At 52.4% G+C, this 26073-nt stretch carries 19 protein-coding genes; 5 read left to right on the top strand and 14 right to left on the bottom strand.

What is annotated here, in order from left to right:
* Positions 1 to 67: 67 nt before the first annotated feature.
* Positions 68 to 1366: a hexuronate transporter ExuT gene (gene exuT / locus ACJHWR_RS03235; protein WP_001298326.1), complete on the bottom strand. Its 1299-nt coding sequence runs from the start codon at positions 1364 to 1366 to the stop codon at positions 68 to 70.
* Positions 1367 to 1848: 482 nt separating this feature from the next.
* Between exuT and uxaC the strand changes: the two genes are divergently transcribed.
* From uxaC to ACJHWR_RS03220, 3 genes are all read left to right on the top strand, one after another.
* Positions 1849 to 3261: a glucuronate isomerase gene (gene uxaC / locus ACJHWR_RS03230; protein WP_000187442.1), complete on the top strand. Its 1413-nt coding sequence runs from the start codon at positions 1849 to 1851 to the stop codon at positions 3259 to 3261.
* A 14-nt stretch (positions 3262 to 3275) separates the two neighbouring features.
* Positions 3276 to 4763 (top strand): altronate dehydratase, encoded by a 1488-nt coding sequence (uxaA, locus tag ACJHWR_RS03225; protein ID WP_001199369.1) that lies wholly within the window; start codon positions 3276 to 3278, stop codon positions 4761 to 4763.
* A gap of 82 nt (positions 4764 to 4845) precedes the next feature.
* Entirely contained in the window at positions 4846 to 5397 is a 552-nt protein-coding gene (locus tag ACJHWR_RS03220; protein WP_000128138.1) for a YgjV family protein, read from the top strand.
* A gap of 3 nt (positions 5398 to 5400) precedes the next feature.
* Here the strand turns inward: ACJHWR_RS03220 and sstT are convergent, their stop codons facing one another.
* From sstT to ACJHWR_RS03195, 5 genes are all read right to left on the bottom strand, one after another.
* Positions 5401 to 6645, bottom strand: a complete 1245-nt coding sequence (gene sstT, locus ACJHWR_RS03215) for a serine/threonine transporter SstT (RefSeq protein ID WP_000211642.1) — start codon at positions 6643 to 6645, stop codon at positions 5401 to 5403.
* 323 nt (positions 6646 to 6968) lie between these two features.
* Positions 6969 to 7934: a TerC family membrane protein Alx gene (gene alx, locus ACJHWR_RS03210; protein ID WP_001098827.1), complete on the bottom strand. Its 966-nt coding sequence runs from the start codon at positions 7932 to 7934 to the stop codon at positions 6969 to 6971.
* Positions 7935 to 8217: 283 nt separating this feature from the next.
* Positions 8218 to 9204, bottom strand: coding sequence for a Gfo/Idh/MocA family protein (locus ACJHWR_RS03205; protein WP_012311834.1), 987 nt, complete (start codon positions 9202 to 9204; stop codon positions 8218 to 8220).
* A gap of 78 nt (positions 9205 to 9282) precedes the next feature.
* Positions 9283 to 9966 carry a vancomycin high temperature exclusion protein gene (locus ACJHWR_RS03200; RefSeq protein WP_001183052.1) on the bottom strand — a complete coding sequence of 228 codons (684 nt, stop codon included), beginning with the start codon at positions 9964 to 9966 and terminating at the stop codon, positions 9283 to 9285.
* 76 nt (positions 9967 to 10042) lie between these two features.
* Positions 10043 to 10546 carry a M48 family metallopeptidase gene (locus ACJHWR_RS03195; protein ID WP_001295542.1) on the bottom strand — a complete coding sequence of 168 codons (504 nt, stop codon included), beginning with the start codon at positions 10544 to 10546 and terminating at the stop codon, positions 10043 to 10045.
* An 84-nt stretch (positions 10547 to 10630) separates the two neighbouring features.
* On the opposite strand from ACJHWR_RS03195, the gene rlmG reads away from it, so the two are divergent.
* Complete coding sequence (rlmG, locus tag ACJHWR_RS03190) at positions 10631 to 11767, top strand: 23S rRNA (guanine(1835)-N(2))-methyltransferase RlmG (protein ID WP_000018673.1); 1137 nt, start codon at positions 10631 to 10633, stop codon at positions 11765 to 11767.
* A 117-nt stretch (positions 11768 to 11884) separates the two neighbouring features.
* Here rlmG and fadH read toward each other — a convergent pair whose 3' ends face one another.
* From fadH to ebgR, 7 genes are all read right to left on the bottom strand, one after another.
* A complete protein-coding gene (gene fadH / locus ACJHWR_RS03185) occupies positions 11885 to 13903 on the bottom strand; it encodes an NADPH-dependent 2,4-dienoyl-CoA reductase (RefSeq protein WP_000121541.1) in 2019 nt (672 codons plus the stop codon).
* Between the two features lie 170 nt (positions 13904 to 14073).
* Complete coding sequence (gene ygjK, locus ACJHWR_RS03180) at positions 14074 to 16425, bottom strand: alpha-glucosidase (RefSeq protein WP_000695467.1); 2352 nt, start codon at positions 16423 to 16425, stop codon at positions 14074 to 14076.
* A 16-nt stretch (positions 16426 to 16441) separates the two neighbouring features.
* Complete coding sequence (gene ygjJ, locus ACJHWR_RS03175; RefSeq protein ID WP_000767637.1) at positions 16442 to 17512, bottom strand: protein YgjJ; 1071 nt, start codon at positions 17510 to 17512, stop codon at positions 16442 to 16444.
* A gap of 133 nt (positions 17513 to 17645) precedes the next feature.
* Positions 17646 to 19079 (bottom strand): amino acid permease, encoded by a 1434-nt coding sequence (locus ACJHWR_RS03170; RefSeq protein WP_001285449.1) that lies wholly within the window; start codon positions 19077 to 19079, stop codon positions 17646 to 17648.
* A gap of 62 nt (positions 19080 to 19141) precedes the next feature.
* Positions 19142 to 19591, bottom strand: a complete 450-nt coding sequence (locus ACJHWR_RS03165) for a beta-galactosidase subunit beta (RefSeq protein WP_001219956.1) — start codon at positions 19589 to 19591, stop codon at positions 19142 to 19144.
* On the bottom strand, positions 19588 to 22680 hold the full coding sequence (gene ebgA / locus ACJHWR_RS03160) for a beta-galactosidase subunit alpha (RefSeq protein WP_001082929.1): 3093 nt from the start codon (positions 22678 to 22680) through the stop codon (positions 19588 to 19590). Before ebgA ends, ACJHWR_RS03165 begins: the two co-directional genes overlap by 4 nt.
* A gap of 183 nt (positions 22681 to 22863) precedes the next feature.
* The gene (gene ebgR, locus ACJHWR_RS03155; protein WP_000212459.1) at positions 22864 to 23847 is read right to left on the bottom strand and encodes a transcriptional regulator EbgR; all 984 of its coding nucleotides are present in this window, start codon (positions 23845 to 23847) and stop codon (positions 22864 to 22866) included.
* A 217-nt stretch (positions 23848 to 24064) separates the two neighbouring features.
* Here ebgR and ACJHWR_RS03150 point away from each other — a divergent pair, with 217 nt between their 5' ends.
* Entirely contained in the window at positions 24065 to 24397 is a 333-nt protein-coding gene (locus ACJHWR_RS03150) for a tRNA-binding protein (RefSeq protein ID WP_000450588.1), read from the top strand.
* Between the two features lie 41 nt (positions 24398 to 24438).
* Here the strand turns inward: ACJHWR_RS03150 and ygjG are convergent, their stop codons facing one another.
* On the bottom strand, positions 24439 to 25818 hold the full coding sequence (gene ygjG, locus ACJHWR_RS03145; RefSeq protein ID WP_032189062.1) for a putrescine aminotransferase: 1380 nt from the start codon (positions 25816 to 25818) through the stop codon (positions 24439 to 24441).
* Positions 25819 to 26073 lie beyond the last annotated feature (255 nt).

Raw genomic sequence — 26073 nt, 5'->3', positions numbered from 1 at the left:
ACCAGAAAAAACTAAACAACGAAGCCGCCTGAAGAGGCGGCTTCGTCATTACAACTTACGTTAATTCTTAATGTTGCGGTGCGGGATCGTTATGTGATTCCTGCGCCACCTCAATCGCCGGTTTGTTCTGCAATACCGTCCAGATAACCAGTGCCCCCAGTAGGTCGAATACCGCAAGTACTGCGAACAGCGGGCTAAAGCCGATGGTGTCAGCCAGTGCACCAACCACCAGAGCAAAGAGCGTACTTGCCAGCCATGCGGACATCCCGGTTAAACCGTTCGCCGTCGCCACTTCGTTACGACCGAACACGTCAGAAGAGAGCGTAATCAGTGCGCCAGACAGTGCCTGGTGAGCAAAACCACCGATACACAGCAGCATAATCGCGACATACGGGTTGGTGAACAGACCGATCATACCCGGGCCAATCATCAGCACAGCACCCAGCGTTACGACCATCTTACGGGAAACGATCAGGTTCACACCAAACCAACGCTGGAACAGCGGCGGCAGGTAACCACCGAGGATACAACCGAGGTCAGCAAACAGCATCGGCATCCAGGCAAACATCGCGATCTCTTTCAGGTTAAAGCCGTAAACTTTAAACATGAACAGCGGGATCCACGCGTTAAAAGTACCCCATGCCGGTTCTGCCAGGAAGCGCGGCAGCGCGATACCCCAGAACTGACGGTTGCGCAGGATCTGACCAACGGACATTTTCTTCGCTGTGTCAACCTGGTGCTGGGCTTCCTGACCATTAATAATGTAGTCGCGTTCTTCATCGGTCAGATGTTTCTGGTCGCGCGGATGCTTGTAGAAAATCAGCCATGCCATCGCCCAGATAAAGCTCAACGCACCGGAGATGATAAATGCCATCTGCCAGCTGTGCATCACGATTGCCCATACCACCAGCGGCGGCGCAATCATCGCACCAATCGAAGAACCTACGTTAAAGTAACCTACCGCGATGGAACGCTCTTTCGCCGGGAACCATTCGGAGCTGGCTTTCAGACCCGCCGGAATCATCGCGGCTTCCGCGGCACCGACCGCACCACGAGCAACCGCCAGGCCACCCCAACTACCTGCCAGCGCGGTTGCACCACAGAACACGGCCCACAGTACAGCAAACATTGCATAACCGATTTTCGTACCCAGCACATCCAGTACATAACCCGCTACCGGTTGCATGACCGTATAAGCAGCAGAATACGCTGCGATGATATAGGAATACTGTTGGGTGGAGATGTTTAACTCTTCCATCAGAGTTGGCGCAGCTGCCGCCACAGTGTTACGCGTCAGGTAACCAAGCACGGTGCCGAGCGTCACCAGTGCGATCATATACCAACGTAACCCTTTAATTTTACGCATGTAAAACCTCATCGTTTTGTTATATCCGCAGGAAGCGCGGCCATCATCCCGCCAGAGGCTGAAGATGTTAGTTACGACCGGGTAACCGAAAAAAAACCGGCACGCCCCGAACGTTGCCATGAAAGTTTCGTGCTAATTCGGCTTCCGTACCGGTTAACCCGATTCATCTAACAAATGAATGAATCGGCAATTTGCATTCCGTCGACTTATGATTTGCGACGGCAGAAAGATAACTTGTCATACAACTTTAAAAGGTGAGAGCCATCACAAATGTGCGAATATTTGTAGGGACATTACCTGACGACCACGAGGCCAGTACTGGCGCGGCCTGCAGCGAGATTTACCACTTTGAGAGTAATTTTTTTAACTACGTTTATTGATCTAACTCACGAAAATATCTTCGGACTCTGGAAATTGGTGTGATAACTTTGTCAGCATCGCACCATAAGCAAGCTAGCTCACTCGTTGAGAGGAAGACGAAAATGACTCCGTTTATGACTGAAGATTTCCTGTTAGATACCGAATTTGCCCGCCGTCTGTATCACGACTACGCAAAAGACCAGCCGATTTTCGATTACCATTGCCATTTGCCGCCGCAGCAGATTGCGGAAGACTATCGTTTTAAAAACCTGTATGACATCTGGTTGAAGGGCGATCACTACAAATGGCGCGCTATGCGTACCAACGGTGTGGCCGAGCGTCTGTGCACCGGTGATGCGTCTGACCGTGAAAAATTTGACGCCTGGGCGGCGACTGTTCCGCATACTATCGGCAACCCGTTATACCACTGGACGCACCTCGAACTGCGTCGTCCGTTTGGTATCACTGGCAAATTGCTTTCTCCGTCAACTGCCGATGAAATCTGGAACGAATGTAACGAATTGCTGGCGCAGGATAATTTCTCTGCACGCGGCATCATGCAGCAGATGAACGTGAAAATGGTCGGCACCACCGATGACCCGATCGATTCTCTGGAGCATCACGCAGAGATCGCCAAAGATGGCTCTTTCACCATTAAAGTGCTGCCGAGCTGGCGTCCGGACAAAGCCTTTAACATTGAACAGGCGACCTTTAACGACTACATGGCGAAGCTGGGCGAAGTTTCCGATACCGACATTCGCCGCTTTGCTGACCTGCAAACAGCCCTGACTAAACGTCTGGATCACTTCGCCGCTCACGGCTGTAAAGTGTCTGACCACGCGCTGGATGTAGTGATGTTTGCTGAAGCGAACGAAGCGGAACTGGACAGCATCCTCGCGCGCCGTCTGGCAGGCGAAACCCTGAGCGAGCACGAAGTGGCACAGTTCAAAACTGCGGTGCTGGTGTTCCTCGGCGCTGAATACGCACGTCGCGGCTGGGTACAGCAGTACCATATTGGCGCACTGCGTAATAACAACCTGCGTCAGTTTAAACTGCTGGGGCCGGATGTCGGCTTTGACTCCATCAACGACCGTCCGATGGCGGAAGAGCTGTCTAAGCTGCTGAGCAAGCAGAACGAAGAAAACCTGCTGCCGAAAACCATTCTCTACTGCCTGAACCCGCGCGATAACGAAGTGCTGGGCACCATGATCGGTAACTTCCAGGGCGAAGGTATGCCGGGCAAAATGCAGTTCGGTTCCGGCTGGTGGTTTAACGACCAGAAAGACGGTATGGAACGTCAGATGACCCAACTGGCGCAGCTCGGTCTGCTGAGCCGCTTTGTCGGTATGCTGACTGACAGCCGTAGCTTCCTGTCATACACCCGTCACGAATACTTCCGCCGCATTCTGTGCCAGATGATCGGTCGCTGGGTGGAAGCAGGCGAAGCACCGGCGGACATCAACCTGCTGGGCGAGATGGTGAAAAATATTTGCTTTAACAATGCGCGTGACTACTTCGCCATTGAACTGAACTAAGGTCTGGGGTTGATATGCAATACATCAAGATCCATGCGCTGGATAACGTCGCGGTTGCTTTAGCGGATTTGGCTGAAGGCACAGAAGTCAGTGTCGATAACCAGACTGTTACGCTGCGCCAGGATGTTGCTCGTGGACATAAATTTGCGTTAACGGATATCGCAAAAGGGGCCAACGTCATTAAATATGGCCTGCCGATTGGTTATGCATTGGCGGATATTGCTGCGGGGGAACACGTTCACGCCCACAATACGCGCACGAATCTGAGCGATCTGGATCAGTATCGCTATCAACCTGATTTTCAGGATCTGCCTGCGCAAGCGGCAGATCGTGAAGTGCAGATCTATCGTCGCGCGAACGGCGATGTCGGGGTGCGTAATGAGCTGTGGATCCTGCCAACCGTGGGTTGTGTTAACGGCATCGCGCGGCAGATCCAGAACCGTTTCCTGAAAGAGACCAACAACGCTGAAGGTACCGACGGCGTGTTCCTCTTCAGCCACACCTACGGCTGCTCACAACTGGGCGACGATCACATCAATACTCGCACCATGCTGCAAAACATGGTGCGCCACCCGAACGCGGGCGCAGTGCTGGTGATTGGTCTGGGCTGTGAAAACAACCAGGTTGCCGCATTCCGTGAAACGTTGGGCGATATCGATCCTGAACGCGTTCATTTCATGATCTGCCAACAGCAGGATGATGAAATCGAGGCCGGGATCGCGCATTTGCATCAGCTGTATAACGTGATGCGCAACGATAAACGCGAGCCAGGCAAACTCAGCGAACTGAAGTTTGGTCTGGAGTGCGGTGGTTCTGACGGTCTTTCTGGTATTACTGCTAACCCGATGCTGGGGCGTTTCTCTGACTACGTGATTGCTAACGGTGGTACTACCGTACTGACCGAAGTGCCGGAGATGTTTGGCGCAGAGCAGTTGCTGATGGACCATTGCCGCGACGAAGCAACGTTTGAAAAACTGGTCACCATGGTCAACGACTTCAAACAGTACTTTATTGCCCATGACCAGCCGATCTACGAAAACCCATCACCGGGGAACAAAGCGGGCGGTATCACCACGCTGGAAGACAAATCACTTGGCTGTACCCAGAAAGCGGGTTCCAGTGTCGTGGTTGACGTGCTGCGTTACGGCGAGCGTCTGAAAACGCCGGGGCTGAACTTGTTAAGTGCGCCGGGTAACGATGCCGTAGCGACCAGCGCCCTGGCGGGTGCGGGCTGCCATATGGTGCTGTTCAGTACTGGTCGTGGTACGCCGTATGGTGGATTTGTGCCGACGGTGAAAATCGCCACCAACAGTGAACTGGCGGCGAAGAAAAAACACTGGATCGACTTTGACGCGGGTCAGCTGATCCACGGTAAAGCGATGCCGCAGTTGCTGGAAGAATTTATCGATACCATCGTTGAGTTTGCCAACGGTAAGCAAACCTGCAACGAGCGTAACGACTTCCGTGAACTGGCGATCTTTAAAAGCGGCGTAACGCTATAAAGTCGAAATGAGTTGTTAATAAAAAACGGCGTTTCATAATGTGAAGCGCCGTTTGCTTTTCCATACCTGCTAAGGATTTATCATGACCGCGTATTGGCTGGCCCAGGGCGTGGGTGTCATCGCCTTTCTGATTGGTATCACAACATTTTTCAATCGTGACGAACGTCGCTTCAAAAAGCAGCTTTCGGTCTATAGCGCCGTTATTGGCGTACATTTTTTTCTTCTGGGCACCTATCCTGCCGGTGCCAGTGCCATCCTTAATGCCATTCGTACATTGATTACCTTACGCACGCGCAGCTTATGGGTAATGGCGATTTTTATTGTGCTGACTGGCGGAATTGGCCTCGCGAAGTTCCATCATCCTGTCGAACTACTGCCGGTAATCGGCACGATTGTCAGTACCTGGGCGCTGTTCCGCTGTAAAGGGCTGACCATGCGCTGCGTAATGTGGTTTTCAACGTGTTGCTGGGTGATTCACAACTTCTGGGCGGGGTCGATAGGCGGCACGATGATTGAGGGGAGTTTTCTGCTCATGAATGGCCTGAATATCATTCGTTTCTGGCGGATGCAGAAAAGGGGAATTGATCCGTTTAAAGTGGAGAAAACCCCTTCCGCCGTAGACGAAAGGGGCTAAGTATTAGTTACGCAGGGCGCTATTTGCCAGACGATCGTCTTCCGCCTGGCAAGCTGCCGCAGTGAACAGCACGTCAGTTGAAGAGTTCAGCGCGGTTTCGCAAGAGTCCTGCAATACGCCGATGATAAAGCCGACGGCAACCACCTGCATGGCGATATCGTTCGAAATACCGAACATATTACAGGCCAGTGGGATCAGCAGCAGAGACCCCCCCGCCACGCCGGATGCGCCACAGGCACACAGAGAAGCCACTACGCTTAACAGCAGCGCTGTGGGCAGATCCACCGGAATACCCAGCGTATTAACCGCAGCCAGCGTCAACACGGTAATGGTGATTGCTGCGCCCGCCATATTGATGGTGGCTCCCAGCGGAATAGAAACGGAATAGGTATCGCGATCCAGATTCAGCTTTTCACACAGCGCCATATTCACCGGAATGTTCGCTGCAGAGCTGCGGGTGAAGAAGGCATACACGCCGCTTTCGCGCAGGCACAGCAGCACCAGCGGGAACGGGTTACGACGAATCTTCCACCACACCAGCAAGGGGTTAACCACCAGCGCCACCAGCAGCATACAGCCAACCAGCACGACCAGCAGTTGCGCGTAGCCCCACAGTGTGGAGAAACCGGTGGTTGCCAGGGTAGAAGAAACCAGACCAAAAATACCGATCGGTGCGAAGCGAATGACCAGTTTCACCATAAAGGTGACGGCATTCGACATATCGTTGACCAGGTTTTTGGTGGTCTCGTTACCGTGACGCAGTGCGAAACCGAGGCCAATTGCCCACACCAGGATCCCGATATAGTTACCTTTCAGCAGCGCGTCAATGGGGTTGGAAACCATGCTCATTACCAGCCCGCGCATTACTTCTACAATGCCTGACGGCGGCGAAATATCACCCGCGCTACTGGACAAGTGCAGGGTAGAAGGGAAGGCAAAACTGAAGATTACTGCGGCCAGAGCAGCAGAGAAGGTGCCCAGCAGATAGAGGAACAAAATAGGGCGGATATTGGTTTTCTGCCCGTGCTGGTGGTTAGCAATAGATGCCATTACCAGCATCAACACCAGGATGGGGGCAACGGCTTTCAGTGCGCCGACGAACAAAGTACCTAACAGACCAACAGCTTCCGCCGCGGGTTTTGAGATCCATGCCAGAAGAATCCCCAGAACAAGGCCGACCAGGATTTGTTTTACCAGGCTGCCATGAGCCAGACGCCGGAATAGCCCCGGTGAACGTTGCGTAGTCATTTTTCGATCCTTTCATTGTGTTGTCGCACATCCCTGGTGCGTTCTGTCGACGCATCTTTCAGGATGTAACAAAGTGTTTGCAAGGTCGAGTATAAGGAAAGTTACAGCTTCGGGAAGCGAAAAATGCTGGATTTTAAAGAGAGGTCATATTTTGCAACTTAATGGTTACATTTGTTTGACATAAAAATAAAGCCCAACGTGCAGCTTCCAGACTGATGACAACGTCAAAAAAGTACTCGGTCAGTCCCCTCGCCCCTTTTGGGGAGAGGGAGAAAACGGTGCTCATGTTGATGACAGGGTACACGGCGTGGGCAGATTAAAAATCATCCAACCCGCTGCTTATCATGCCGATAATTCACCCAGGCGTTGATAATAAACGTCATCACCAGAATGCCAAACACCACGCCCAGCGAGACGGCGATCGGAATATGGTAGAAGTCGACAATCAGCATCTTGATACCGATAAACACCAGAATCACCGCCAGACCATATTTGAGCATCGAGAAACGCTCTGCCACACCTGCCAGCAGGAAATACATCGCACGCAGGCCGAGGATCGCAAACAGGTTTGAGGTCAGCACAATAAACGGATCGGTGGTCACGGCGAAGATAGCCGGAATACTATCCACGGCGAAAATCACGTCGCTCAACTCCACCAGAATCAGCACCAGCATCAGCGGCGTGGCATACAACAAACCATTCTTACGCACAAAGAAATGCTCGTTGTCGATGGTGTCGGTCATGCGTAAATGACCGCGTAGCCAGCGCACCAGCGGCTTGTCGCCAATGCCTGATTCATCTTCATGGGCGAGCGCCATCTTCACGCCGGTAAACAGCAGGAAGGCACCGAAGATATACAAGATCCAGTCGAACTGTGAAATCAGCCAGCTACCAGTGAAGATCATGATGGTACGCAGAACAATCGCCCCGAGCACGCCATACACCAGCACGCGACGTTGTAATGCCGCCGGAACAGAGAAATAGCTGAACAACATCAGCCAGACAAAGACGTTATCGACCGCCAGCGATTTCTCAATCAGATAACCGGTGAGGAAGGCCAGTGCCTGTGGATCGGCAACGGCGCGACCTTCGGTTTGCACCAGATACCACCAGAAAGCGGCGTTAAACAGTAACGACAGCGTCACCCAGACCAGCGACCAGGCCGCAGCCTGTTTCATGGTCATGGCATGTGCCCCACGACGCCCCTGCAACAACAGGTCGATAGCCAGCATAATGGTGACAACAACAGCGAATCCGCCCCATAGCAACGGCGTGCCGACAGTATTCATAGAAGTTCCTTACACATAAAAAAACGGCCAACGTCGGAAGACGTCAGCCGCTGCTTTTTATGCATAGACCTCGCCTTCCGGCAAGGTCTCACTTACAACAAAAAAGGAATACGTCTGCGTATTCCTTTCGGGTTGCCCGGTGACCGGATGTGGTTTTTCACACATCGTAATGACGATCGACCGGCAATGAAGTTACTCCCCTTTGCAGGTAACAAAGTATGACAGACCATTCAGTCAGTCAATGGTCTGTTACATACCTTTTACACTGTTTTACTTTGGCAATTTATAGTTTTACGCTATCTGCCGGAAAAATCACCCTAGTCTGGCGGCGGATCTCGGTCAGCAGTTTGGCGGTGATGCGACTGACCGCCAGCCCTGGATGATCCACCAGATGCTCATCCACCAGGGTAGCGAACAGCTCTGCTTCGTAGAGCATGGTATTAATATGCTGCGGTTGGGTGAGATCCTGCATCTGGCTGCCACGCGGAACAAAGCAAACTTTCTGGCATTCAGACAGTTTTTCAATCACCAGCGATCCCGCTTCGCCCTGAATCTCGCTTGCCAGGACAGAATCGCTCACTTTTGAGTGCTGCAACGTAACGCTGAAATCACCGTAATCCATCACCACCACGCCGTGGGCATCCACACCGCTTGCCAGCAAACTGGCGGTTGCCTGCACGCTTTTCGGTTCACCGAATAATGCCACCGCCGACGCCAGGCAGTAAAAGCCGATATCCATAATTGAACCGTTAGAGAATGCCGGATTAAAGGTGTTGGGATTCTCACCATCCAGGTAACGTTGATACCGCGAGGAATACTGGCAATAGTTGAAAAAGACTTTACGCAGTTTGCCGACTTTCGGCAGCGCCTGGCGCAACAGATGAAAGTTCGGCAGGCTGGCGGTTTTAAATGCCTCAAACAGCACCACCTGATTTTCCCGCGCACAGGCAATGGCGGCATCCACTTCCGCCAGATTCGACGCCAGTGGCTTCTCGCAAATCACATGAATTTTGTGACTAAGGAAAAGTTGTGTCTGGGAAAAGTGCAGGGAATTCGGGCTGGCAATATACACCGCGTCAATGGCATCGCTTTCTGCCATCGCTTCCAGCGACGTAAACAGATGCTCGACAGAAAAATCATTGGCGAAGTGCTGGGCCTGTTCAAGACTGCGGGAATAAACGGCGGTTAACTTGTATTTACCGCTCTCATGGGCGGCCTCGACGAACTGGCGAGTGATCCAGTTCGTACCAATCACAGCGAAACGTATCATAACGCGTGGATACTCCATAAAGGGATTCTCTCGTCACTGTAGCACGCCTTTTTTATCTTCGACGTGCGCAGATACGCATTATTCTTTTGCCGGACAGCCATGCTCACTAAACGGCCCAATCATAACCAACGGCCCGAGATATTTCGGCTGGCGATGGAGGATTTTCGCATCAATCACCGCGCTGACTCTGGCAAGTTTTTCCCGCAGTTGAGTATATAAACCGTGTTTCATATTCAGGTCTGGCGCGTTAAAACCGATAGCATCGATACCATACTGTTTTGCCAGCCAGATGGCGCGTTGGTTATGAAATTCTTGCGAGATAATGGTGATATGGTTTTCACTAAACACCTTGTTGGCACGCACCACCGAATCAAGCGTTGAGAATCCGGCATAGTCGCAGAAGATCACTTTTGCCGGTACGCCTTTAGCGATCAAGGCTTGCTGCATTCCTGACGCTTCATCGTAATTTTTACGTCCATTATCGCCGCTCACCAATAGCCATTTCACTTTTCCGGCGTGGTACAACTCTGCGGCGCTATCAATACGTCGGGTAAAGTAGCGATTACCCGGCCTGGCTCCCAGCAATAAACCCACGTTCCGCGCCGGAACGGCGTTGACATCGCTCCAGGTCAGTTGTTGGCTGGCGTTTACCATAACGCGATCGGCAATAAAAATGGTCGCTCCTGCTATAAGCAACAATAAACAGCCAATCTTAAGAGTCCGGCGAGAAAAACAAATACGGAGAAGAAGGCGGGGCTGCATGGTCGTTATCCTTAACGAAAGGGGGGAGGTCGATTTTAGGCGCTATAGGAAGAAAAAATAACGCCTGACATCATTTTCAGATTTTGTCCTGCCCAAGCGACAACTGCGTTAGCCACAGCCGGGTGTCGAACTCAAGCTGGTGGTACTGCGGCTCCATATGGCAGCACAATTGATAGAACGCTTTGTTATGCTCTTTCTCCTTCAGGTGCGCCAACTCGTGCACCACGATCATGCGCAAAAACGGTTCCGGCGCGTTGCGAAACACGGTAGCGACGCGGATCTCCGCCTTTGCTTTCAGCTTGCCGCCCTGCACACGCGAAACAGCGGTATGTAACCCGAGCGCATTTTTCAGCACATGGATCTTGTTGTCATACATCACTTTATTGATCGGCGGGGCATTGCGCAGAAACTGATTTTTAAGATCCTGAGTATATTGCCAGAGGGCTTTATCGGTGGCGTAGTCGTGTGTTCCCGGATAGCGTTTTGCCAGCACATCGCCCAGACGCTGTTCGTTAATCAGCGTTCGCACCTGGGAAAGTAGCTGCTCGGGATAACCCTGAAGATAAGTAAGATTGCTCATAACCGCCCACGAAAAAGAGAAAAAGGGTATACTCACGCACCCTTTTCAGGGGCAACGTCGAAATTTTATCATTCAGGAGGGCCGATGAGCCACTTAGACAACGGTTTCCGTTCACTGACACTACAACGTTTTCCGGCGACGGATGACGTTAACCCGCTACAGGCGTGGGAAGCGGCGGATGAATATTTGCTGCAACAGTTGGACGACACAGAAATCCGCGGCCCGGTGTTGATCCTGAATGATGCCTTTGGTGCGTTAAGTTGTGCGCTGGCGGAACATAAGCCGTACAGCATTGGCGACTCATACATCAGTGAACTGGCCACGCGCGAGAATTTACGCCTCAACGGGATTGATGAATCGAGCGTGAAGTTTCTCGACAGCACCGCCGACTACCCGCAACAGCCGGGCGTGGTACTGATCAAAGTACCGAAAACACTGGCGTTGCTGGAACAACAACTGCGTGCGCTGCGCAAAGTGGTCACGCCGGATACACGTATTATTGCCGGTGCTAAAGCCCGTGACATTCACACCTCCACGCTGGAACTGTTCGAAAAAGTGCTCGGTCCGACCACCACCACACTGGCATGGAAGAAAGCGCGCCTGATTAACTGCACTTTCAACGAGCCGCCGCTGGTTGATGCACCGCAGACCGTTAGCTGGAAGCTGGAAGGTACTGACTGGACTATCCACAACCATGCGAATGTCTTCTCCCGCACCGGGCTGGATATTGGCGCGCGCTTCTTTATGCAGCATCTGCCAGAGAATCTCGAAGGTGAGATTGTCGATCTCGGTTGTGGTAATGGCGTTATTGGTCTGACGCTGCTTGATAAAAACCCGCAGGCGAAAGTGGTGTTTGTCGATGAATCGCCGATGGCGGTTGCTTCCAGCCGTTTGAACGTTGAAACCAACATGCCAGAGGCGTTGGATCGCTGCGAGTTTATGATTAACAACGCGCTCTCCGGCGTGGAGCCTTTCCGCTTTAATGCTGTGCTCTGCAACCCGCCGTTTCATCAGCAACATGCGCTGACCGATAACGTCGCCTGGGAGATGTTCCACCACGCCCGCCGCTGTCTGAAAATCAACGGCGAGCTGTATATCGTTGCCAACCGTCACCTGGATTACTTCCACAAACTGAAGAAAATTTTCGGCAACTGCACCACCATCGCCACGAATAATAAATTTGTGGTGCTGAAAGCAGTGAAGCTGGGGCGTCGTCGGTAAGATTGGCAGCTACCTGCCAGATAAGGCGTAAACGCCTTATCTGGCATACGTTCAGCACATTACCCCCAGGTCGGATAAGACGCGGCAAGCGTCGCATCCGGCACTTCAATGCACAATTTAAATCTCCAGCGCCAGCCGTGTTCCCTGGGCAATTGCCCGTCGTGCGTCCAGCTCCATAGCTACATCGCAGCCGCCAATTAAATGCACAGTTTTCCCGCTATCAATCAGCGGTTGCGCCAATGCGCGGTTTGGCTCTTGCCCTGCGCAGATCACCACATTGTCCACTGCTAATACCTGCGTTTCGCCGTTGATCACCACATGCAGCCCGTCATCGTCAATCTTCTGATAACTTACGCCTGGGATCATTTTCACACCGCGCGAGAGCAGGGTGGTGCTATGGATCCAGCCGGTGGTTTTGCCTAACCCCTGTCCCGGTTTGCTGGCTTTGCGCTGGAGCATCACAATCTGCCGTGGGCTACGCGGGATCTGCATTCCCTGCGGGCTTAAGCCACCAGCCTGTTGCAGGCTGCTGTCGATCCCCCATTCATTACAGAACCCGGCGATATTCTGGCTGGTGGATTCGCCCGGCTGACTTAAATACATCGCCGTATCAAAACCAATCCCGCCACAACCGATGATGGCAACTTTGTTGCCTACCGGCGCTTTGTCGCGCAGTACGTCGAGATAACTCAACACCTTCGGATGATCGATCCCGTCGATGGGCGGAATGCGCGGTACGATCCCACTGGCGAGGATCGTTTCATCGAACGCCTTTAACTGATCTGCGGTCACGGTGTGATTAAGTTTCAGTGTCACGCCAGTCACTTCGATCATCCGGCGGTAGTAGCGCAATGTTTCGTAAAATTCCTCTTTGCCGGGGATCTGTTTGGCGATATTAAACTGCCCGCCGATCTCGCTATGTGCATCAAACAACGTTACCTGATGACCACGCGCCGCCGCATTGATGGCAAACGCCAGCCCCGCCGGACCTGCGCCGACCACCGCCAGATTTTTTTTCTGCACGGCGGGAAGGATCGGCATTTTGGTTTCGTGGCAGGCGCGAGGATTCACCAGGCACGAGGTGACTTTGCCAACGAAGATCTGATCGAGGCAGGCTTGATTGCAGCCAATGCAGGTGTTGATCTCATCGGCTCGCCCTGATTGCGCTTTTGACAGCAGCTCCGCATCAGCAAGAAACGGTCGCGCCATCGATACCATATCGGCATCACCGCGCGCGAGAATATCGTCGGCAACCTGCGGATCGTTAATCCGGTTGGTGGTCACCAGCGGCAGCGAAACGTGGCCTTTCAGTTTGCGTGTGACCCAGCTAAATGCGCCGCGCGGCACGGGCGTGGCGATGGTCGGAATCCGCGCTTCATGCCAGCCAATGCCGGTGTTGATAATGGTCGCGCCCGCCGCTTCAATGGCCTGCGCCAGCTCTACCGTTTCGGCAAAAGTCCCGCCGTCTTCGACCAGATCGAGCATCGACAAACGGTAGATAATAATGAAGTCGTTGCCAACGCGTTCGCGTACCGCACTCACCACTTCAACCGCAAACCGCATCCGGTTGTGGTAATCGCCGCCCCACTGGTCACTACGCTGATTGGTGCGCAGCGTCAGAAATTCGTTGATCAAATACCCTTCGGAACCCATCACCTCTACACCGTCGTATCCTGCCTCCCGTGCCAGTTGCGCGCAGCGGGCGAAATTGTCGATCAGTTGCAGGATCTCTTCATGGCTTAACTCATGGGGCACGAAACGGTTGATGGGGGCCTGCAATGCGGAGGGGGCGACCAGATGCGGTTGGTAGCTGTAGCGCCCGGTATGCAAAATTTGCAGGGCGATTTTGCCGCCTTCCTGATGTACGGCTTCGGTAATGGTGCGATGGTGTGGGATCTGGCTGGCGTCATTGAGCATTGCGCCGCCTTCCATGCCAACGCCTGTTAAATCTGGTGCAATGCCGCCGCTGACAATCAACGCCACGCCATGACGGGCGCGTTCGGCATAAAACGCTGCCAGCCGTTCAGCACCGTCCGGGTATTCCTCCAGCCCGGTGTGCATTGAACCCATCAACACGCGGTTTTTTAACGTGGTAAAACCTAAATCCAGCGAGGCGAACAGCGACGGGTAGCTCATAAAATTGTCCAGTATGTAAAATAATTGTTATGTGGTCGGATGAGTTCTAATTTAGCCGTCGCCGGAGAAAAGGGAAAAGGGGAGTGCGGGGTTTGTGATGGGATTCAAAAAGAATACGCCCGTTCGTCATGCCGGACGGCGGTAATACAGTCGTCCGGCATCGGGAAAAATTACTGCTTACGGAAAAAATCGTTATACAACATATACAAATGCGCGGCACTCCAGGAGAAATTTGGTGCGCCTTGCTGTGCGCCAGTCAGCGGGTTGTAATTCTCCTGAATCGGGCCATCGGCGGTTAATCCTTTGGCATGCTGGAAGAACGTATCCGCCAGTTTCAGGGCATCATCACGATAACCGTAACGCTCCATTCCTTTCAGACCAAACCAGAACTGATCTACCCATACGCGCCCGCGCCAGTAGATATCAGCGCCAAAAGCCGGGTTGGTTAACGCTGCCGTTCCCAGCGGTACAAAGGTGTTGAACTCTTTAGGATCGAGCATCACCTTCACCACCGCGTCGGCGTTGGCCTGCGTTGCCGCACCGTTAAACAGCGGCGACCAGCCTTCTGGCCCTTTACCGCGCTCAACAATCGGTTTGCCCGCGCAGCCGTTCGCCAGTGGTTTATCTTCAATGCGCACGTCATAGTAGAACTGTGTAGTCGGGTCGAACATACAGGTGTTGATGTAGTCCGCGAGCTGCTGTGCCAACTGGCGATAGCGTTTGGCCTCTTCCGGCTTACCGAGTATGGTTGCCATCTCCGCCAGATAATGGTTATCGCTGTACATATAGCTGGCCTGATCCACCGACTCCTGCAATAGCGAGTAGCCCAGCAACGTTCCGTCCTGACTGCGGTTTTCGGCGAATTTCACCGTCCAGTCGCTACGTTTGCCGCCGTTAGCGACATATTTATCCAGCTGTTCTTTGTCGATAAACCCAAAGACGGCGGCGTCATCACGACCTGATTCCCACGACGCAGCAACTTGTGCCGGGATTTCCAGACTGTCGTACTGGCCTTTCTCCACCACGCGGGCGTAGTTGTTCAGCCCAGACAGCGTCTCTTCTTTATCGCCTTTTTTCACCGTAAACAGCATCTCGCCGCTCTTGGTGTTATGGGCTTTATCGCGGGTCGCGCCATATTCCGGCACGCCGTTGCCGTTATGATCGCGGTTACGTAACCACCAGTCGTGATAGGCCACCAGTTTCGGGTACATCTCTGCCAGCCAGGTTTTATCCTGGGTGACGTTGTACACTTCCATCACCGACCAGGCGGCAAGGCTGGGCTTGGTATTGCGTTCGTTCCAGTTGCCGCCATCGCCGCCACGCTCGGGGCTAAGGTTCCACGCAATCAGGTCGGAGACAAATCCCACATCCTGTGGACGCACGGTGTCGCCAGGTTGGATCTGCCAGGAGAAGACCGCGCGGATATTCTCTTTGGCGATGTCCGGATTGAAATGCGCCATCGCAAACGCCTGTTTCCAGGTATCCCACGGCCAGGTCTGATTGCCGGAGAACCAGCGTCCGGTCACCGACGGTGTGACGGTATTAAATTTCACCGCCCCGCCCGGTGAGCGCCAGTTACCGTTGAGTGTTTCGATGGCTTTCACCGCGACGCGCGTCTGTTCCGGCGTCGCATCCGGATTGGTTAACCCTTTCTTCAGATACTCTTCCCAGCGTTGCTGCGAGGCGGTGAGATAAAACGCCGGACGCGCCAGAATATCGCGGATCTGCATTTGCTCTTTGCTAACTTCCTGAGCGGTCAGCAGATGGGAATAGGTGGTATAGAGCGTGGTCGAACCGTTGATATGCGCCTTACTGGTAAAGCGATTGCCGTTGATTTCAGTCTGCACTGGCAGGGATTTATGCACCTGATATTCTGATTCACCGGAGGTCAGCAGATCCCAGGTGGCGCGCACTTTGCCAAAGGTGACTTTCAGGCCATCACGGGTGGCGCTGATTTTGCGCTGATAGTCAGGGTATTCGCCAGCAATGGTTTTATCGGAAAGCGGTTTCCCTTCTTTCGCTTCCAGTTTTTCCAGCAGTTCACCATCCCACACCAGATCCAGCGGTTTATCGCTGGTGATTTTGGTTTCCAGTAGTGATGTGCGCGGCGTGGCGAAGCGCAGAGTCATTTCGACCTGCACATCTTTTGCTGTCAGTTTTTGCACCAGCGCGCCGGGAATACTGTATGCCTCCAGCGTGAAGTCGACTTTCTTGCCGTCTTGCCAGACGGTCAGGCGATCGAAATTGCTGGCCATAAAGTTGATGTATTCTTCCGTCAGCAGCGCAACGCCAGGAAAACCTCCCATGGTGTTCGGGCCGTCTGGCAACAGATGACCATGCCAGGCTCCGAGATCGAAAAACGGATTAAAACGCTGGTGATCGTCGTAATCGTAATCCTTCATGTACTGCGGCGCGCCAGTACGGTTAATCACGTTTTTATAATTGTCGGCGTTAGCGGCATGGGCGGAAAAACTTATCAGCAGAGCGCAGGTTACTGGCGTTAAAATAGTTTTGATTTTCATGAAATTACAGTCCTTATTACCAGTAGAAATATTGCATCAGGAAGAGTTGGTCGCTGGGATCGTGAGAGGCATTTTTCATGTAGAAGCGGCTATCAAAAGCCGTTGCGAAACGTCCGCCGCCGTATTCGTACCAGATACCAAACTGCATGAAAGAGGTGGTTTCATCGTCAGCGTGGTCAGGGCGATGTTTGGCGTAGGTGTAAGCGGTGGAGAGATAAACGCCTTTTAACGCTTCATACATGGCGCTCACCATCATCCCGCTTTCACTTCCCGGTACGTCCAGCCCGTCGGCGCGTCCGGTATGGTGCCAGGCGCGAGCGGCAAAGTTAGGGGTAAGCAGGCCCGTCAGATAGAGTTGTCCTGTGCCGTCGGTGATTTCCAGACCGTTCATCCAGGTGATACCTTCTGCAAGGTCATACTGGATGTAACCGTTCATCATTGCCGGATAAGTGTATTTGTCGTCGTAGCGATCGTATTTGCCAAAATGTAGCCAGGCTTTGCTTTCGTCATGATGTCCGGCTGGTGTGGCGGTGACGCTATAACGAAAGTTGCCGGTTAAGTTCTGCACCTTCAGCGCGGTCATAATGTCGCGGGTATTGGGAATGACGTAGCCCAGATCGGGGGTGAAGTCGCCCCACCATTGCAGATCATCCAGCGAGGAATCCTGACGCAGACTGAGCATGATTTCGGTGCCATCATTGGTACGATAACCGCCATAGAAACGGTTAATCCCACCTTCGAAACCGCCCCAGCTATGGTCAGGCACCCAGGCATTACCGTCGTGGTCGGCCTGCACGGTCCAGCCTTCGCCGTAAATCAGGCCGAACCAGGAGCCGTACTTCATCTCCAGGCCACCTTCAATATAGGTGCCGTCGCTGTATTTATGTTTATTCTCACCCTCTAAATCCATATACCCACCAACCCCTAATTCGCCGTAAAAACGAAATGAAGGAGAAGATGTCGAGGTAATTGCGGGTGTTTTTGTGTCGTCATGTTCTGCCGGACGTGCTTCTTCAGCGGCCGCAGAAAAGGCGTAGCAAAACGGCAGAGCAAGTAATGCTCTGCATGGTGCAGTGATTAATTTCATTGTGTTAATCCATGAGCTAAAGAAAAAGTACAGCCTTTTATCGTTGTAATTATAAAAATATAAAGGCAGAAACTATTTTCCCTCTCCCCATCCAGGAAGAGGGAAAATGCCTGCTCATTTTTTATTATTCTGCTTAATCAACATTGCTGGCTGGCGTCGCTTCAATATGGCGCTCTTCAGCCGTTAATCCCTTTATATATTTACTGTATTTCCACCACGCAAAGCGGAGGAAGATAACAATACCGCCGACGTTATAAAAAATGATGGTCAGAATATTCGCGCCAGTCGGGAATGTCGAAGCGACAAACCCTACAGCAAATATCGCAATCAGCATTGAAACAACGATAATACCGGTGCGTCGGGAACCCATACGGAAATCGCGTGGCAGGTGATCTAATTTGGCGCGTAAATTCAGGTAAGCCAGCATGATGAATAACGGCGGAAGCATGGACGCTGCGGCGGTCATATTAATAATGGTATTCATCAGATCCTGCACGGTATTGGAACCGAGCATCGGGATAATCATCAGCGGGATGACGATCAGGAACTGGATCCACGCTGCGCGCGCCGGAACGCCGTTTTCGTTCAGTTCGACGGTTTTCTTACCAAAGATGCCTTCCGGAATTTCGGAGAAGAAAATTTTCACCGGCGTTGCCGTCCACATCAGCAGGGAACCGAACATCGCGGTAAAGGACACCAGACCGACAAAGCGATTCATCAGTGCTTCCGGTAGACCAAAATACGCCGCCATGCCGTGGAATACCTGTACCGATCCGCCAGTAAATTTCAACTCTTTGCTGCTGACGAAGACGTTAATCAGCACCGAGGAGACGGAATACAGTACGCCGATAAAAATCCCGGCGAGGATGATCACTTTAACGAACGATTTCGAACCGCCTTTGACGTCGTTAACGTACACCGCGACGGACTCCGCGCCACCTGCGGCCATAAAGATCCAGGTGGTCACGCCGAGGAACGCCCAGTTGAAGTTCGGGATCATCGCGTCAACGGTGATCGGATCGGCAGGCTGTACGCCGCCAACCAGTGCCGTACCTGCCAGTAAAATGTAGGAGAGCGTTAACAGCAGCATCAGCGTTGAAGTGACGGAGGTGATTGGCCCCAGCATTTTCGCCCCGTTGGTGGAAACCCATGTGGAGAAGGCGAACAGCACCATACTGATAATGGTGGTGGCAACCGGCGTCATAATATATTCGTAGCCGAGGAAGGCATACGAAGCATAAGCAATAACGCGCGGTAACAGCGAGGTGAAAAAGAACAGGTTTACGAACCAGTAGGTATAGGCAGTAATAAATGCCCAACGTCCGCCCAGCGAACTTTTTACCCACGCGTAGACACCGGCTTCTGAGTTTTTATTTAACGAAACAAATTCTGCAATGATCAGACAGAAGGGAATAAAATAAAAAATCGTCGCGAGGAAAAACATCGGTGCCGAGGCCAGTCCAAGCTCAATATTATTATTGATAACGTTGTTAAAGCTGTAAACGGCGGCAAAAGTCAGCGAGAGCAAGCCGAATTTGCCGATTGTATTACGTTTGGTATCAGACATAACACATCTCCGAAAATGAGTAGGGTAGCGGTGGCGGCAAACTCCTTTTGCCGCCGTAGTTGTTATTTGTTATGGAAATAACCATCTTCGATGGTGACTTTGAGAACCACTTTTTTGACCGCGTTATTGCAGATAAACCGATATGCTTCATGGTTATCGCAAATAACGATTTGCCCTTCGTGGACCTCTACGGTTTCTCCGCAGCCTTTTAAATATTCACGGTCAGTTTCATCACGATAATATTCCACAACCTGTAATGTCTCTTTCGGCGCATATTCAATTTTTTGCTGCCCTTGCAGGTAGTAATGCACTTCAAAATAGCGTCGATGCCCGGTAAATAGCGCATCGGTCGCGGAGTCCGTCTCCACGCGGTAAGTCAATGAGTCACCGATGGAGTGGGCGACGCCAGGCTGAATGTTGTCGATATTTTCAATCGCTTCAACGCATCGTTGCCACTTCTTGCCAGAGGCGTAAATCTGGCGGAACTGTTCTAAGTTATCGATGATCCTCATTGCTTATTCTCGCTGTGCAAATTCGTGGAAAAGAACCCTGCGCCGAACTCATACGACGCCAGGCTTTGCGCGGTAGCTTCTCCGCCAGAAACCGGCAGCAACGTAAAGCCGTAGCTGAAGTCACGGAACCAGACGCGCCAGGAGTCCAGCACCTCGCTGCCCCAGGAGTTGGAGCCGAGGCCAAGCAGCTGGTGGTCGAGATTCAGAGTGATGTCATCACTGCGCTGAAGCTCGTTACAGTGCTGGGCAGCGTGGATGTTTTCCTGGGTATAGCGCCAGGCGCTGAAGTTAATGGGGCGCTGCGGAACCACCAGCAGACCGTTGCCGTGGCGGTTAGTCAGTGCCGTCCAGCGGACATGCTGACGGTTGCCGTTGTTCTGCGGGAAGGGATAGTTCTCGAACATGGCATCGACGGTGCTGCGCCAGATATCGATGATGTTAGCCTGCTGGCTGTCGGCGTAGTTTTCGCCCGGTCCACGTCCGTAATATGCTACCTGGTCGTATTCGCCGTTAATCCCCATGGTGAAACCGATGCACGGAATGATGTGCGGATAGTCGCCGTAACGTTCGCCGGAAAGCGCCACATTAACCTGACCATCGGCAGCGATGCGCCAGATGTAGGTACAGCGCATCCCGAAGTCAAACACCGGTGGGGCAATAACCGTGCGGCTGATGATCAACACTTCATCATCACTTTGCTCAACGGCAAAGTCGCGCAGATGTTCCTGCATGATCTGCAAATGATTCGGTTGCCACAGTCCTTCGTACTCCTGCTTGTGGTTGTCGATCATTGGCTTGAAGAAGTTGATCTTTGGCTCGCGGGTCAGCAGCGACTCGCCATTCACCTGCCAGGATGTCGGTTTGCCACTCATTTTTGAGAAGGTGATCGCGAAGTTGTAGCCGCGAACGGTGCAGCTCAAACGATCGTCTTCCAGCGTCAGCGGACGCGCATTATTTGGTGCGAAAGGCACTGGCTGCGCGGTGTTTTCCTTCAGCGGGAACTGATAAGTGGCGATAGAATGCCCGGCTTCGCTGTAGCGGGTGCGGGAATCTTTGGTCACCGTAATGTTGAGGAACGCTTCGCGGGCGTCCAGCTGCGGCAGCGTGATCTGCAAGGGGGCTTCGCTGTTCGGCGCAACGTCGCGCAGTTTAATCTGCTGCGTCGCGAGTGTTTCACCTTCGGCGCGCACCTCTGCGTGCAGGGTGTAGTCATCAAGCGTGGTAAACCATAGTTTATTTTCGACTTTCAACTCGCCGCGAGTCAGATCCAGCGCGTGGATTTTTACCGGCGCAATAACCTGTTTGTACTCTTTCAGGCCTGGTCCCGGCGTCTGATCGGAATAGATCAAACCATCAAGACAGAAGTTATAGTTGTTGGGATAGTCGCCGTAGTCGCCGCCGAATTTATACCAGACGTTGCCATTGTCATCCTGCGCCTGGATCCCGTGGTCGCACCATTCCCAGACATAATGTCCCTGAATGCAATCGTGCTTGTAGAAGACGTTCTGGTACTCCGTCAGCCCACCTGGTCCGTTCCCCATCGCATGAGCATATTCACAGATGATGCGCGGCTTCGGATGCGGGTATTCACCAAACTCATTCATCAGCGGCACGCGGGTGTACATGGTGGAAATAATATCGACCACTTCAGCATCGCGATCTTCTTCGTAATGCACCAGTCGCGTGTCATCCAGCGCCTTCGCCGCATGGTACATCGCGCGGATGTTACAGCCATAGCCGGATTCATTGCCCAGCGACCAGATGATGATCGACGGATGGTTTTTCTGCGCGTGAATATGGCGAACAATGCGCTCGACGTAGACGTTTTCCCACTGCGGATCGTCGGTAATGCGGCTGATATCGCCGACGTTAGCAAAGCCGTGCGATTCGACGTCGGTTTCCGCCATCACAAACAGGCCGTAGATATCACACAGTTCGTAAAAACGAGGATCGTTCGGGTAGTGAGCGGTACGCACGGAATTGATGTTGTGCTGCTTCATCAACTGGAGATCTTTCTCGACGCGATCCATCCCAACGGCGCGGCCTTTGCGATGATCATTGTCGTGGCGGTTGACGCCATGCAGCATCACATAACGGTTATTGATCCAGAACAGACCGTCGCGCACTTTGATATCACGGAAGCCAACGCGTTGTGGCACCACTTCCAGAACGTTGCCGTCGGCGTCTTTCAGCGTCATGACCAGATGGTAAAGATAAGGGGATTCTGCTGACCATTGCTGGGGCTGTTCGACAGTAAAAGCAAAGCTGGCGCTGGTCAGTTTTTCAATTGCCAAATGATCAATGGCGCTGCTGTGCACCAGGCGTTCCCCATCAAACAGGGTATATTCCAGCGTCGTGACGACAGGGGAGGCGGCGAGATTTTCCAGCACCACTTCGCAGGAAAGCGTGGCATCGCAATAGGCTTCGTCAAAGTCGGTACGAACGGTGAAATCGTTAATATGCGTGAGTTGTTTTCCGATCAGATAAACATCGCGGAAAATCCCCGCCGACCACCACATATCCTGGTCTTCCACGTAGGTAGAGTCCGCCCATTGCATCACGCGCACACACAACAGGTTGTCGCCGGTTTTAACCATCGCGCTGATGTCAAACTCTGCGGTCAGGCGACTGCCCTTGCTGAACCCCACATACTGACCGTTAACGTAGACTTCAAAATAGGTTTCGACACCGTCAAATTTGATCAGCGTCTGTTTACCCTGCCAGCCTTCGCTGAGGGTGAAAATACGTTGATAGGCACCGGTTGGGTTATCGCTGGGAACAAACGGCACATCGATGGGGAATGGAAAACCTTCGTCGGTATATTGCAGTTTGCCGTGACCTTCCATTTGCCACATGGCGGGGACGGTAATATGCCCCCAGTCAGCCATTAACTCAGAGGTGAAGGCTTCTGGTACTTGCAGCGGATGGTCAAAAAAGTGGAAATTCCACTGACCGCTTAAGGACAGAAACAGGCTGCTGGTTTCACGGGCAAAAGTACGCGCCTGCGCAACAGAATCATATGAAAAAAAGTACGCACGCGGCGCAAGTCGGTTTTCGTGGGTGAGCTGAATGTTTTCCCAGCGATTCATAGGGCCTCCCGGTAGAGAGAAATCGGAACCATTCATGGTGATGGTAGTTTGTGTAATTGCTGGGGAGTTTAGTAAAATTTTTACTAAAAAGTAGCAGGTAAATGCATTTACTTTAACTGGATCACGAAAATAAACGGCAGCACTGTCCGGCAAAAACGATTGCCGGACAGTGTGTAAGGGGATTTAGCGGGTCGTGCCGCGGAGTTTTAATTTGCTGGGAACGAAGACTAACAGCGGCAGCGCGCGACCATCGCGAGCCTTTTCATACAACAGGTTAACGCCCTGACTTCCCATCATCTCGGAATGGATGCGCACGGTTGAGAGCGGCGGAAAGGTAAATCGCGCGGTGGGGATGTCGTTCACGCTGATAAGCGAAATATCCTGTGGGATGTTCAGGCCTCGTTCATGAATTGCCCGCAGTACGCCGATAGCAATGGAATCAGAAGCGACAAACAACGCCTTCGGGTAGTCTTCCTGCGCCAGCATCTGTTTTGCCAGTTCATAGCCCGACGAACTGGAAAAACCGCCGCGCCAGATATCCTCTTCGCGTACCACGTGTTTCAGACGACCATATTCCACAAAGGCGACCTCACGAATATCCGCCTTGCCAGGCAAGTCTTCACCGCCAATAAAACCAATACGATTAACGCCCTGATTGATATAGAAATCGATGATTTCTTTACTGATACGTGCCAGATCGATATCCACCGCATCGTAACCGCTGCCGGGTTCGTGAAAGTCGATAAAGCAGATATTGTCGGTCAACGCACAAGCGGCGGCGCGCAGGGCGGGCGTGGGTTTGCCGACAATTAAAATACCGGTGACGTTTTTAATGTCTGGTAAGCCGCTGTGTTCATAACAGTTGGTCAGTTCGATCGCCAGTTTTTCGCACTGGGTTTCAATGCCGTGGCGGATCGCCAGATAGTAAGGATCGTTGATCTCCAGCTCCTGTTGGTAGCTGTAGATAGCCAGAATATGGTGTTGGTTGACTGCACCTGTCTGGAGTTTACGGGCACTACTGGTCTTGTACTCCAGCTTTTCGGCGATCTCGAGAATGCGATGTTTCGTCTCTTCTTTCACATTCAATGTCGGATCGTCATTTAAGACCCTGGATACTGTCGCCAGGGATACGCCAGCTTCGATTGCGATGTCTTTTAGTGTTGCCATGTTTACCTTTTTTACTTTCCCTGATGTGCGCCCCATTGTAGAGGAAGTGCTTATCGGGTCACCTGTTTTCAGTAAATAAAGCGCGTTTCTTTGACGCTGTAACGGTAACACAGCGGCTTGCGAATGTGATCACGCCTGCATTCTCCATTTTTAGCCTACAGGATTGAGAAAAATTTTTGCTATAGTTTAGTAAAATTTTACCCGAAGGGAGGAAACAATGGAAACCGTGGCTTACGCTGATTTTGCACGTCTGGAAATGCGCGTCGGAAAGATTGTGGAAGTGAAACGCCATGAAAACGCCGACAAGCTGTACATCGTACAGGTTGATGTGGGTGAAAAAACGCTGCAAACCGTGACCAGCCTGGTGCCGTACTACAGCGAAGAAGAGCTGATGGGAAAAACAGTGGTGGTCTTATGCAATCTGCAAAAAGCGAAAATGCGCGGTGAAACGTCGGAATGCATGCTGTTGTGTGCGGAAACCGATGACGGCAGTGAAAGCGTGCTGTTAACGCCGGAGCGGATGATGCCTGCGGGCGTACGTATCGTATAAAAAGATCGGATGGCGACGTCGAATCGCCATCCGATTTGATATTACGCTTCTTCGACACTGACTCGTATGGCCGCCAGCGCCTTACGCGCCGCTTTGATCACCTGTTCACACTGTTCAATGGTCAGTGTCAGTGGCGGTTCAATGCGGATCGTTTTAGCGTTGTTGAGTGTTCCGGCCACCAGGACGCGCTGGCGGAACATCTCGCTGGCAAAGTTATAGCCGATTTCGTTATCAACAAACTCAATCGCCATCAACATCCCTTTACCACGCGCTTCCTGTACCAGATCGGGATATTCCCGCGCCAGTTGACGAAAACCGTCCAGCAACATATCGCCTTTTTGTTCAGCCTGAGCCGGTAAGTTCTGCTCCAGCAACACATTGATGGTCGCCAGCGCCGCCGCACAGGCCAGCGGGTTGCCGCCAAAGGTGGTGGTATGCAGGAACGGGTTGTCGAACAGAACGGAAAACACCTCTTCAGTGGCGATGGTTGCGCCAATCGGCATCACGCCGCCGCCGAGGGCTTTTGCCAGACACAGGATGTCCGGCTGTACGTTCTCATGCTCGCAGGCGAACATCTTGCCCGTGCGCCCCATGCCCGTTTGTACTTCATCGAGGATCATCAGTGCGCCGAACTCATCGCACAGCTTACGCACGGCGGTGAGATAGCCTGGCGGCGGCAGAATGACGCCACCTTCGCCCTGAATCGGTTCGAGGATCACTGCAGCCACATCATCACCGGTTTTTTTGCACTCGCTAAGGGCCGTGCGCATGGCTTCGATATTGCCAAACGGTACATGACGGAACCCTGGCAGCAGCGGCATAAATGGTTTGCGGAAGGTCGATTTCGCCGTGGCCGACAGCGCGCCAAGTGATTTACCGTGGAACGCGCCGCTGGTGGCAATAAAAGTAAACTTGCCGCGCGGTGACTGATAAGCCTTCGCCAGCTTCAGCGCTGCTTCAACGGACTCGGTGCCGCTATTACAGAAGAAGCTGTATTTCAGTTTACCGGGCGTTAGCGCCGCAAGGGTTTTCGCCAGCATCGCCCGTAACGGATCGAGCAGCTCCTGGCTGTGAAGCGGTTGTTTCGCAAGTTGATTCTGTACGGCGGAAACCACAACTGGATTACGGTGCCCCACGTTGAAAATTCCAAAACCTCCAAGGCAGTCGATAAACTCCTGTCCCTGGGTGTCGACAAGCGTATTTAAACCTCCCGCTTGCCACTCTACGGCTCCGTAATCCCCGCCGGCGGTAACAGATTTTCGATACTCTAAAAACCCCGGATTGACATGCTCTTTGAAGTATTCAATCACCTCCCGGTTAAGTGCTTTCATCTCCTCATGATCCAACGTTCGCTTTTCAATGAGATTCAGGGCGTGGGCGCTGCACGCTAAAGCCGATGCGCTCGAAGGTAACCTGTTCAAAATATGCTCCGGAGGCTCGCGTATCACATGATACCGATTTAAGTATTGCAGGGATTGCGCCACTCCGGCTGCGATCGCGAAAATCGGGATAAACACAAATGTGGTTATCATTTGTGCAATATTTAATGCTATTTGTTAACATCTGTTGTTGTTTTGCACGGTTTTTGTCGGGTATGGATTTGGCGATTGCTGCGCAAATGCACACTTTCAGGGCAACAACTGCCTGATTTTTGGGCAAGATAATTAACGTTTTCG

The sequence above is a fragment of the Escherichia sp. WS568 genome, assembly GCF_046486085.1.
In the GTDB taxonomy this organism is placed as follows: Bacteria; Pseudomonadota; Gammaproteobacteria; order Enterobacterales; family Enterobacteriaceae; genus Escherichia; species Escherichia coli.
Note: the sequence above shows the minus strand (reverse complement) of the source record. Positions and strands in the feature narration are given on the sequence as shown.